Here is a 12,248-nt window from a genome sequence, read left to right as displayed (position 1 = left end):
TTTTATCTGATAAGCTGTATCCAACCCTTGTCAATAACTGCGGGTTCATTGTTAATGCTATAATTCATAATATAAAAATAGGTTCCTTTTGGTACTTCCTTACCCTTATAGGTACCGTCCCAAACATCCAAATCATTTATTTTTTCAGTTTCAAATACCAAGTTTCCATAGCGGTCATAAATCTTGATTTTGTACTGCAGATTTACTTCTGTTTGCACACCTGTTTCCGGGTCTGTCAACGTACGATTAATACGTAATATCTCATTTTGATTATTACCATTGGGCGAGAACTGGTTAAATAGGAAGCCAGGCTCTGCTTCCGTCTTATTGATGACCTCTACCTCAACCGTAGCTTCATTGTTCAACGTATTGCCATCTCTTGGAAACGATGAGACAATATTGGCCGTATTGGTGAAAATACCTATTTGAGGAACTCTGGCGCTAATAATCAAGCGTGCGGTTTCTTCCCTGTTCAATGACGGAATACTCCAATTACCTGTTGTTTCATCATAGACACCATTAAAATCAGATTCTGCCGATACGAATTCAAATCCGTTTTCAGCCAAAATCAAATCGTTGACCACAATATTCGTAACCACATCCGATTCGGAAATATTGGTTACCCTGATAATAAACTCTACCACATCGCCTACCAGTGCCTTATCCGGGCGCGCTTCTTTCTCAATTTTTAAATCCACACCTTCAGGAGCCTCCGTATTCAAGATTACGGTTGCCTCATCATTGGCCGGATTATTGTCCGTTGGTATGGATTCCAGCAAGGTAGCCGTATTTGTATAAGGTCCCTGCTCCGCAACAACAACGGTAATGGACAGCTCAACAGAGAGGCCTGCCTCTAACTCAGCAATATTCCAATTCCCCGTTATTTCATCATAATCGGCAGAAGTGGAGGAAACAAAATCAAAACCAAGTTCTAAAAGATCACCGACAACTATGGCCCTTGCGGTCCTATTGGATAAATTGGTCACCAAAATTGTAAAGGTTATGGTATCACCTACCAAGGCATCTGGGTTGTCAACCGTCTTCAATACTTCTAAATCAATGGGGTCATCGCAGTCGGGAGATTCGACCGGATCACAAGGATCGTCCGGATCAGAACCGTTGGTCTGTTCGTCCAAATCGGAAATACCATCACCGTCCGTATCACAACTACCATTAAATCTATTGGGAATACATGGATTATTGTTTGCCGGATCCTGTTGGTCGTTAACCCCGTCATTGTCCGTATCCAAAATATTGGAATCCAATGCATCGATTATACCATCATTATCTTCATCTAAGGGATTATTGATATCCGGCCCTACTTCTTCACCATCATTGATACCGTCCCCATCCGTATCCGGATTATTGGAATCCGTACCCAGACCAACCTCTTCACCGCCTAAAAGTCCGTCATTATCATTATCGCTCTCACAATCACTAACGTTGATGGTCACATCTACGGAAGGATTTGTACATGGTGCCGTTGAATTTGTTGTCGTAAATCTAAAGATATAGTCTCCGGAAGTCAATCCTTCAAAATTGACCACATTGGTAGAGTTGATCACTACATTATCCTCAGGTCCCGAAAGGAAAACCCATACACCGGCATCTGCATCCGTTAATGTACTATCCAGATCTAACGTTGTAAGACCGTTTGTGGCCAAACTACAGATAGAAGCATTTTGTGCCGTTCCCGTAGTAGCCTGTACCCCTACACGGGCAACTACTTCTTGCCGAGCCGTGGTACAACCATTTTCGGTTGCCTCTACATAATATGACCTTGTAGCGCTTAACCTTGGTGTGGTAAACGTTTGACCAAATGCAATAGGCGTATCGGCATCAATGGCATCATACCAATTTACGGATGCTCCCTCACTAGGTTCCGCACTTAACAAAAGCGTACCGGGACCACAACGCTCGTTACCTGCAACATTGACAAATTGTGGAATGGTATTTTCTACAATCTGTACCTCTATGGTACCACTTGCACAATTGTTTGTCGCATCATAAAAGAAACCATAGTATGATGCTTGTGTATCTATGTTTTGCGCCTCTGTTGGCGATAAATGGGAATCTGTATTCAAGGGGTCCGATACCCTACTCCATGTTAATACCGTTCCTGCAGGAGCCTCAGATTGTGTATAGTCATATAAATTGGCAATAAAGCCATCGTCACTTCCATCTTCCACACAATAGATCATAGATACCGAAGGATCCAAAATTGGTGCGGCCACACAATTATCATCATCATTGATCGTACCTATGGCCGTGCCACCATTGGTTCTTTGCACATTATTGGTTGGTACTCCCAATTGCACGGTAAACGTTTCCGTTTCTTCCAAAAGTTCGTCATTGATGATCGGGACTACAATTTGCAACGTTTCGTTTGCCGTACCGGTAAATGTCAAGCTTCCATTGACACCGTCATAATCGGTACCCCCGCCAATAGCCGTATCATCCTCAAAAGAATAGGTAACCGTAGTTCCGCCCACGACGGCAAGATTAAGTACTACATTGAACAATAATTCACCAGAAGCAACATCTTCATTTACCGTTGCATTGGATATGGACAAAGAAGCTTGGTCGTTATCCTCTATGACTACGGTAGCGGAACGAGTTGCGGCTGCCCCCAACACATAACCTGTGCCAGTGGCAAGGGTAATGACCACATTTTCAGAGCCTTCCTGCAACTGATCATTGATCGGGGTAATGGTAAGTACGGCGGATTGCTGTCCATTAGGAATCACCACCGCATTCGTATTTATTTCAGAATAATCCACACCATTTGTAGCAGTACCGCTTATGGTATAATTTACCGTTATGGCACTTCCTGTATTGTTGGGCGAGTTAAGGTTGATGGTAAATTCTCCCGTGGCCAGAGCACCGTTACTTTCCGCGGCCGTAGCATCGGAAGCCGTGATGCGAGCTATGTTGGCATCATCACTGATAATAATGACAGTAGCACTGTTTTGGGCTGCAATAGTATATCCTGTACCTGCTGCCAATGTTAGAATTACCGTCTCGTTATTTTCAATAGCACTATCATTGATAGGTGTAATGGTTACCGTTGCCGTACGTTGATTATTGGCGATGGATACCGAACCACTTAAATTACTATAATCTAAACCTTGTGTAGCGGTACCGGTCATGGTATAATTAACCGTAATGGGGCTACCTGTTTGGTTAACCGCACCCAGGTCTATAGTAAAAACACCATTGGAAACCGGATTTTCATTGGCAGAAGCCGTTGTGGACTGTACACTGGCCTCAAAAGCATCATCATCATCGTTGATTACCGTAACATCGTCAACGTCATCACCATCCAACCCATTATAACTAAGATCCGTTGATGTAACATTCCCCGTAACAATCGTATATTCCACATCACCGTCTACGGCAGAATCGTCAACACCGGTAATGGTAACCGTTGCCCCGGTTTGCCAATTGGTAGCGTTCATTACAACATTGGCCTGAACCGTACCTTCTGTTTCATCACTACTGCTCAAAGCAATAGTAACGGGAGCCGTAGGTTGGGAATCCAAGGTGACCAAAAAAGTAGCCGTTGCACCATCCTCAGAGGTGTTACCACTAATGGCACCTATATTAATCCCAATAGTATCATTATCATTGTTTACAACCGTAACATTGGCTACATCTGCACCTGTTAGACCATTATAGTTGGAATCCGTAGATGTAACATTCCCCGTGTTGATGGTATAGGTAATATCACCATCTGCCACATCATCATCTACTCCGGTCACCGTTACAGGAACCCCTGTATCCCAACTAGCTACAGGAACAGTGACAGTAGCCGGAACCGTACCTTCCGTAGCATCCGAACTGGATAACGCTATGGTTACAGGTGCGCTAGGCTGGGTATTCAAGGTTACGATAAAACTTGCCGTATCCAAATCTTCACTGGTATCTCCACTGATCGGGCTAACGTTAACCCCAGGAATATCATCATCTATAATAGTCACAATACCAGAATCGACCGCACCAATTTCAAAAGCCGTAGTACTTGGTCCTGCATCTATACCCGTAATGGTCAATATTACGGTTTCGTTCCCTTCTACCAATACGTCGTCAATAGCTTCAACATCTATATCCCTAAAAGACCTTCCATCCTCAATTATAAGGGTACCACTTAGGGCTACGTAATCATCATCTGGGGTTGCATTACCTGAAATAGTGTAACTTACCGTAAGGTCATCTCCCGTATTGTTTTCTTCACTAAGATTTATCCTAAACCGACCATCTTGACCTGATTCATCTTCATTTACTGTAGGCCGTACAGGATCAACTGACACCTCTATAAAATCATCGTTTAAAATAGTACCTTCTGCGTTTGGTCCTAGAATGATATTACTATTGTCAACACTTGTCAATGTAATTTCAAAAGTTTCATCCGCCTCAATATTGCTGTCGTTTAAAGTGGTTACCGCCAATTGTTTTGAAACTTGACCAACGGCAAATGTAACCGTTCGTTCACCGGCACTGTAATCTTCAGGGTCTTGAAGCGTTCCTGAACCGGGAGTAGCGGTTCCACCAGAAAAATTAACGGTTACCGTATAATCAACTTCGACCCTGGTATCGGCCACGAGATTAAACACTAAATTAGTACCTTCCTCAGCACTTGTATTACTAACAGTGACCGTGGCAAAGTCATTATCCTCTATAATCATGGTGGCGGAATTACTCGCTGCACCAGCATTTATGGTATAATCATCACCTGGCAACAAAAACACGCTTAATGTTTCCTCACCTTCAACCAAAGCATCATCGTTAATCCCATCAACAATAATATATCCTGAAATTTCACCTGCAGGCAATACTAATTCACCAGAAAGGTCATTTCTGTCCACACCTCCTTCTGTTGCCGTAGTCAATAATTCATCTACATCGTAATTAATAGTTCGTTCAATATTAGCCGGTGGAAAGAGACTGTTTAGCTGAACTAAAAATCGGCCGGTACTAGTTGGGCCCGCGGTTTCACTTCCGTTTCTGTCCACACTAATGGTTGCTCTTTGACCATACATCAAAGATGATCCCAACAACATTCCAAAACAAAAAAGTTTAGTGATTATGCTTTTATACCTATGCCAATTAAGCTTATTCATTTTCATAGCGTTTATTAATATCCCATAGATTCACGAAGATTGTTCTAGATCTTCGCCAAAAAATAAGGGCCTCAATATTACAAAAAAATCAAGGTAAACCCCTCACAAACAGTTGAAAAAAGGATTTTTGGGTTGAACGGTATTATAGCCGCTTTTAAGCTTCCATATCCAGGGATGGGGACTGCGTTTGTGCACTGGGCTCAATTTTTCTGATCAGCCCCTGTAACACCTTGCCCGGACCTATTTCCGTAAACAAGCTAGCGCCATCCTTGACCATTTGCTGTACACTTTGCGTCCATTTTACCGGGGCGGTAAGCTGCAACATTAAATTTTTCTTGATTTCCGTGGCATCATTTACCGCTGTAGTAGGTACATTTTGATAAATAGGACAACTAGGCACTGCAAACTGAGTATTTTCAATGGCTGCTGCCAATTCTTCCCGTGCCGGCTCCATTAAAGGCGAGTGAAAAGCTCCGCCAACAGGTAACATCAAGGCGCGTCTTGCACCTGCTTCCTTTAATTTTTCGCAAGCCAGTTCAACGGCAGCTACCTCTCCTGAAATAACCAATTGTCCCGGGCAGTTATAATTTGCAGCTACCACTACCCCAGTGGTTTCCTCACAAATTTTTTCAACGACATTATCATCCAGACCCAATACGGCCGCCATAGTGGAAGGTTTAAGCTCACAAGCCTTTTGCATGGCCAAAGCACGTTGCGATACCAGTTTTAATCCGTCTTCAAAACTTAACGTATTATTGGCCACCAATGCCGAAAATTCACCCAATGAATGGCCTGCGACCATATCTGGTTTAAACGCATTTCCCATAACCTTGCTCAATATTACCGAATGTAGAAATATGGCAGGTTGGGTAACCTTGGTTTCCTTTAAACCTTCTGCCGTACCATTGAACATTACATCTGTAATGTCAAAGCCCAATATTTCATTTGCCTGTAAAAAGAGTTCTTTGGCAATTGGGTATTTTTCATAGAGATCCAATCCCATTCCAACAAATTGGGCACCTTGCCCAGGAAAAACATATGCGTTCATAACTTTTAGTTTAGGTGCGGCAAAAATACGGATTTTAGACAGACCCCAATATCGTAATTGAACGAGCTTATAACCCTATTCCTTAAACCATCCGGAATACATGATATATGCCTCTGCAATTCTATTGATTTCACCCTGGCTCAATTCTGGACTGATATCCTTAATCTTTTTTGCCGGCATACCCGCAAAAACGGTTCCGGAAGGCACGTGGGTACCTTTGGTCAAAACGGCGCCTGCAGCAATTATACTATTACTTTCCACGACACAATCGTCCATAATAATGCTACCCATACCCACCAACACATTATCGTGAATCGTACAACCGTGCACTATGGCATTATGGCCAATAGATACGTTGTTACCTATGGTAGTAGGTGATTTTTGATAGGTACAATGTATTACCGCACCATCCTGAACATTGACCTTGTTACCCATTTTAATAAAATGGACATCGCCCCTTAAAACGGCATTGAACCATACGCTGCATTGGTTGCCCATAGTAACTTCACCTACAATGGTAGCATTTTCCGCTATAAAACAATCCGCTCCTATTGATGGACTTTTCCCTCTTACTTCCTTGATCATGTAAATTGAATCTATTTAATTAAAAAACGCTAAAAAATCCTTCTTTTTGGATGCCGAGACCAACAATTCCTTGCCATTGGACATAACCACACTACCACCTTTTCCTTTTCTATATTTTACCACTTCATTTACATTGACCAAGTAAGATTTATGTACCCTGGCAAAAGGAAAATCCGCCAATGCATCTTCAAAATATTTTAATGTTTTGCTTACCAATATCTTGGTGTTCACCAAATAAATCTCGGTATAATTGTCGTCTGCCTTACAATATAGTATTTCCGGAATATTCAAAATCTGAAAACCATCTTGCTGGGGCAGCGTTAACTTACCGGTAACGCCTTTAGATTTGGAACTAAGGACCTCACCTTCCAAGGCAAGTTCCTTGGCACGTACCGTTGCTACATAATCAACAGCATTGATCAACTCATCAATATTTATAGGTTTGGTCAAGTAATACGCCGCATGATGGTTCAAGGCATCTTTGGCATATTGATCATAGGCGGTGACAAATACGGTTTCAAATGTTCCATCGGGCAATTGGTCCAAGAGATCAAACGCATTGCCAAACGGCATTTCCACATCTAAAAACACCAAATCCAGCATATGGTTCTCAATGAGCACCATAGCCTCTTTAATGGAGGCCGCTTCGCCGACCAACACAACATTTGTGCAATATTTGGAAATATAGTTTCTTATAATTTCCCTACTATTGGCTTCGTCCTCTACTATGATCGCTCTTAATTCCATTATTCTTTTTTTAATATGAACAACACCTTGGTTCCCGATCCATCGGTCTCTAAATCAGAAATATTGATAGACACCTTGTCCGAGTACATATCGTTCAAAATGGCAACACGTTTCTGTATAATCCCCATGCCCTTGGATTTTTGTTTCTTTTGATTTTGTGTTTTTATGGATGCCGATTTTTTACGGCCTATTCCATTATCGGTAATGCAAATGGCCACAGAATTAATGTTTTCTACCTTGACCGATACATAAAGTAGCCCTTTGGTTTCCCTGTACCTTAAACCGTGCCAAATGGCATTCTCAATATAGGGCTGCAATAACATAGGCGGTATTTGATAGTTATTTACAGGGACCTCATCGTCCACCACAATCTCATAATCAAATTTATCCTTAAACCGTGAATGTTCAAGCTTTATATACAATTCTAACTGTTCCAATTCCTTGGCCAAGGGTATAAAGTCCTCTTCAGAGTTTTCAAGGACGGAACGCATGAGGGTAGAAAACTCACTTAAGTATCTATTGGCACTGCGCTCATCGCTTTTGGAGATAAAATTATTGACCGAGTTGAGTGCATTGAAAATAAAATGTGGGTTCATTTGAGACCTTAGTGATTTTAAGGCCAATAAGTTGTTCGTTAATTTTTGTTGCTGATTGCTTCTATAAAAAAAGAAAGCTGCCAGCACGGTCAACAACAAGCCAAAAATCAAGGAATAAATGACCCATTGCTGTCTTTTGTAACTTTCTTCCACCAATTGCTGTTCGGTAAGCGCCAGGTCATACTTGCTCTGGGAAAGCTCCCTTTCGTTTTCAAGTCCTACCAACCTACTTTGGGCATTGGCAATATCCCTGTTAATACGGTTGGCCCTGGATATTTCCTGTTCCTTTCTGATATAAAGCGTATCTACCAATGCCACATAGGACTGGTAGGTATCCAAGGCCTTGGTGTAGTCCCCTTTTTCCTTATAAACTTCAGAAAGTTTTCTAGTCGCATCTTTCTGGACTACGAGATCATCTTCCGTATCTGCCTCAATAATACTTTTTTTCAGGAACGGAATGGCTTCGTTATACCTATCCTGTGCTATGTATGCATTGGCAATCTTATAATTAATACGCTGTGAAGTAATGGTATCCGCTTGGTCCAATTTTGAAATACCCAATTTGGGCGTATTCAGTTTTTTAATATCCTGCAAGCTTCTCTTCCGCATATTTATTTCCTCGTTGAACCTGCTTTTTTCGTTATAAAAATCGGCCACCTTTTCATTCTCCTGCAGTGCCCTTAATGGCGCAGATGCCTCTGCCAACTGCAGCGAATTGTCAAAGTAGGCTTCTGCCTCTATAATTTTGTTTTCACGTGAATATGCCTCTGCTATCTTGGAGTTTAAGTCAATTAACTTTGGGGTAATCTGGTTCTTTTCGGCAATAAGCAAACCTTCCTTATAAAATTCAATGGCCTGGAGTACTTCACCGTTCCCTTTTTTGGCATCCCCCATTAATTCATATAAGGTTACCCGTTGATAGGGCACCATAGTTTTTAGTGCCATTAAAGGGTCTAACAATATTATGGACTCATTGAATCTAGAGGACATATTATAAACCTTGGCCAATAAAAGCGAAGTCTTGATCGTTTTGTTGGCCTCCAGTGCATCTTCGTAATTATCAATGGCCAAATCTATTTGTTTATGGTACTGATAAATTTCGCCCAGTTTAGATAACGATCTAGCCAATTCTTTCTTTTGACCCCGTTTGCCAAGGATAGAAATGGATTGGGCAACAAAATCGATACTTTTCTCAATATCCTTATCCTTGTAACGTTCTGCAGAATCCAATAAGGTTTCATGTCTTTGCGTTACACTTTTGGTATTGGCAGACCTTGACAAGGTATAGTCCTCTACTTGTACCAACACATCATCGTCACCCTTAATTCTATATCGCACCGTTTCCATATCTACGGCCTCTACCACAAGTTCATCCCCTATGCGCACCTTGATCTTAAATTCCCCTAAACCGTTGGTAAGTACGTAATCGCCCAAATTTGTGGAAACAGACACTCCCGGTATAGGCTTACCGGTTTCCTTTACCTCGACCTTACCGTTGAGTGTAAAAGTTTTGGGCGTTTGTTGAGCTTGGCAGAATGCCGTACCTGATGCCACAATAATTAACAATATGAAAACAACAATTTTTTTCATGTCCAATGATTGCTGTAAACTTAGCTGATTTTTATGGTACTAAAAAATAGCATAATGCACGCTCCACTTAGTAAACACTACCTTTTTACCCATTAAAAAACCAGACCGTACCGTTGACTAAGCCAAAGGTTACGTTGCCTCATTAAGGTTATTTTAAAAAAAAGTTTCGCTTTAGTTTGGTCCAGAATTTATAATACATCGATCATGAAAAAATTTAATAAAATTTCAACTACGGCATTTTTATTTTTAACACTAACAACAGCGTTTGCCTGCAATGAAAAAAAACAAGGCAACACAGTTACCTTATTGTCCCATAGCCTACAAGCTACAGAGCCATCTAGGGACAATACGGTACAAATTGCACTATTGTTAGATACCAGCAATAGTATGGACGGACTCATAAACCAGGCAAAATCACAATTATGGGATATTGTAAACGAGTTCAGCTCGGCTAAATGCGGAAATGGCACAAGACCCAATTTACAAATTGCGCTTTACCAATATGGCAATGACAACCTTTCCGCAAGTGAAGGTTACGTGCAACAAGTATTGGATTTTAGCAGTGACCTCGATGAAATTTCCGAAAAACTATTTTCATTGACCACCAACGGTGGAGAAGAATATTGCGGCAAAGTCATACAAACTTCATTGCAACAATTACCTTGGAAAAATAATCCAGACCATTTGCGCTTGATCTTTATTGCCGGTAACGAACCTTTTGACCAAGGAAGATATGACTATAGAACGGCTTTGGGCAATGCCAAGGAAAAAGATGTTGTCGTAAACACCATTTTTTGTGGAAACTATGAACAAGGTATTCATACCTTTTGGAAAAATGGAGCTACAATGACCGGCGGGGAATATATGGCCATTGACCATAATAAGGAAGTAGTACATATAGATACTCCGTATGACGAAATAATTATAGAACTAAATTCCAAGCTAAACACTACCTATATTTCGTATGGTGCTTTAGGGCAACAAAAAATGTCCTCACAAAAGGAACAGGACTACAATGCCTATGAAATGGAAGAAGCCGTAGCCGTGAAAAGGGCCGTGAGCAAAAGCTCCAGGCTTTACAATAATAAAAACTGGGATTTGGTAGATGCCTATGATGATGATGCATTTAATATAGAGGACTTAGAAACAAAAGACCTTCCAAAGGAACTGCAACAAAAAAGCAAGACGGAAATTAAAGCGTATGTAATGGCCAAAAAAGAGGAACGCGAAAAAATTCAAGAACAAATTTTGGATTACAATACCAAACGCACAGCTTATATCGCTAAACATCAGACAGAGAACAATACGGGGGAATTGGAAAATGTAATGATCCAGGCACTTAAAAAACAAGCTGCATCAAAAAACTATAGTTGGGATTAAACATTATATCAAAGGGCCCATATACCAACTAATGGGCTCTTTTAATTTGCAGCGGGACAATAACAGTCATATTTACGTTCGGTTTGCCCAAAGTCGTACCCTAAGGTAATCTGGTGAAAACCACCATTGTCAAAACGGATGCTACCCATTTGATAGGAGTAATTATAGGACACCATAAAATTCTTGATATTGGCTCCTACAATAGGCGTTACCAATTGCAATCGTTGTTCTCCAAAAGAACCGCTATCTTGAAATTGTGCACCATCAAAACTTCTTCTGTAGGATAGTCCTCCCCAGATACGGCCAAAATCTACATCCCTATATACCTTGGCATTAATATCAATATTTTTTTCCTTGGTAAATTCAGTCAATTGAAAAAGTATGGAAGGTTCTACTTGCCATTCATTTTTACCGAACACGTAGCCAGTTGAAATTAGATACCTTCTAATATTATCAATAACCAATTGATCGGGATTGTCCTGCCTATCCCTATAATACACATTTCTCTTACTACCCGTAAGGGCGTTGGTCACTGCAAAATGCGTATAAAATTCCTGAAAGTTGTATGAAATACCAATATCCACATTAGAATAAGAGGCACTTAATTTAATTCCTGCTACGGCTGGATCGGGCTGGGCAGACCTAAATTCCGTTTCATCCAAACTACTTTGTAAAATGGTAGCGCTTAAACCAAATGACAATTGGTTCAATACTCGCATATCACTACCGCCCATTCTTAAATGATGGGCATAGGTCAATTTTAATCCCGTTTGTGAATGATAGCCATTGGCATCGTTAAAAATAATAGCCCCTATTCCACTTGGCGAATCCCCCAGTCTAAAATGGCCATTTATAGTTTGTAAACTTGGGGCATCTTCTACATCAAACCATTGTTTTCTTGCGGTAGCCCTAATTTTACCACCTTGTGTAATTCCCGCCATGGACGGAAAAACCAAATAGTAATTATCAGATAAATAATCAAAATATACGGGTATACCTTCTTGAGCTTTGGATTGGGAACCTACTAAAAGCAACAATAAAAACAATACTAAGTTGTATCTCATCTTGGGGCGTTGAAACTAAAAATTAGTTCTAATATTATAAAGTGTATAACGGGTTAACCATAACATTATTATGTGTACTTAAACTAAGATTTCCTTCGTATTTTTGCATAAATTAAAT

The 12,248-nt window shown here is 40.8% G+C and carries 7 protein-coding genes; 1 reads left to right on the top strand and 6 read right to left on the bottom strand.

Going from position 1 to position 12,248, the window contains the following annotated elements:
• Window positions 1-2 precede the first annotated feature (2 nt).
• From Q2T41_RS12710 to Q2T41_RS12690, 5 genes are all read right to left on the bottom strand, one after another.
• Window positions 3-5,120 carry a Calx-beta domain-containing protein gene (locus Q2T41_RS12710; RefSeq protein ID WP_304436390.1) on the bottom strand — a complete coding sequence of 1,706 codons (5,118 nt, stop codon included), beginning with the start codon at window positions 5,118-5,120 and terminating at the stop codon, window positions 3-5.
• A 154-nt stretch (window positions 5,121-5,274) separates the two neighbouring features.
• Window positions 5,275-6,168 (bottom strand): ACP S-malonyltransferase, encoded by an 894-nt coding sequence (gene fabD, locus Q2T41_RS12705; RefSeq protein ID WP_304436389.1) that lies wholly within the window; start codon window positions 6,166-6,168, stop codon window positions 5,275-5,277.
• A 75-nt stretch (window positions 6,169-6,243) separates the two neighbouring features.
• Window positions 6,244-6,753 (bottom strand): gamma carbonic anhydrase family protein, encoded by a 510-nt coding sequence (locus Q2T41_RS12700; RefSeq protein WP_304436388.1) that lies wholly within the window; start codon window positions 6,751-6,753, stop codon window positions 6,244-6,246.
• Window positions 6,754-6,768: 15 nt separating this feature from the next.
• Window positions 6,769-7,500 (bottom strand): LytR/AlgR family response regulator transcription factor, encoded by a 732-nt coding sequence (locus Q2T41_RS12695; protein ID WP_304436387.1) that lies wholly within the window; start codon window positions 7,498-7,500, stop codon window positions 6,769-6,771.
• Window positions 7,500-9,686: a histidine kinase gene (locus Q2T41_RS12690; protein WP_304436386.1), complete on the bottom strand. Its 2,187-nt coding sequence runs from the start codon at window positions 9,684-9,686 to the stop codon at window positions 7,500-7,502. The genes Q2T41_RS12695 and Q2T41_RS12690 overlap by 1 nt, the downstream gene beginning before the upstream one ends.
• A gap of 204 nt (window positions 9,687-9,890) precedes the next feature.
• Here Q2T41_RS12690 and Q2T41_RS12685 point away from each other — a divergent pair, with 204 nt between their 5' ends.
• The gene (locus Q2T41_RS12685) at window positions 9,891-11,066 is read left to right on the top strand and encodes a vWA domain-containing protein (protein WP_304436385.1); all 1,176 of its coding nucleotides are present in this window, start codon (window positions 9,891-9,893) and stop codon (window positions 11,064-11,066) included.
• Window positions 11,067-11,107: 41 nt separating this feature from the next.
• On the opposite strand, the gene Q2T41_RS12680 is transcribed toward Q2T41_RS12685, so the two are convergent.
• A complete protein-coding gene (locus tag Q2T41_RS12680; protein WP_089259369.1) occupies window positions 11,108-12,130 on the bottom strand; it encodes a PorP/SprF family type IX secretion system membrane protein in 1,023 nt (340 codons plus the stop codon).
• Between the last annotated feature and the right edge of the window lie 118 nt (window positions 12,131-12,248).

Source organism: Maribacter confluentis (genome assembly GCF_030505015.1).
In the GTDB taxonomy this organism is placed as follows: domain Bacteria; phylum Bacteroidota; class Bacteroidia; order Flavobacteriales; family Flavobacteriaceae; genus Maribacter; species Maribacter sedimenticola.
Note: the sequence above shows the minus strand (reverse complement) of the source record. Positions and strands in the feature narration are given on the sequence as shown.

Excerpts from the sequence above, each read along its gene's own strand:
- Q2T41_RS12710 (WP_304436390.1), bottom strand. The coding sequence starts at position 5,120 with ATGAATAAGCTTAATTGGCATAGGTATAAAAGCATAATCACTAAACTT.
- fabD (WP_304436389.1), bottom strand. The coding sequence starts at position 6,168 with ATGAACGCATATGTTTTTCCTGGGCAAGGTGCCCAATTTGTTGGAATG.
- Q2T41_RS12700 (WP_304436388.1), bottom strand. The coding sequence starts at position 6,753 with ATGATCAAGGAAGTAAGAGGGAAAAGTCCATCAATAGGAGCGGATTGT.
- Q2T41_RS12695 (WP_304436387.1), bottom strand. The coding sequence starts at position 7,500 with ATGGAATTAAGAGCGATCATAGTAGAGGACGAAGCCAATAGTAGGGAA.
- Q2T41_RS12690 (WP_304436386.1), bottom strand. The coding sequence starts at position 9,686 with ATGAAAAAAATTGTTGTTTTCATATTGTTAATTATTGTGGCATCAGGT.
- Q2T41_RS12685 (WP_304436385.1), top strand. The coding sequence starts at position 9,891 with ATGAAAAAATTTAATAAAATTTCAACTACGGCATTTTTATTTTTAACA.
- Q2T41_RS12680 (WP_089259369.1), bottom strand. The coding sequence starts at position 12,130 with ATGAGATACAACTTAGTATTGTTTTTATTGTTGCTTTTAGTAGGTTCC.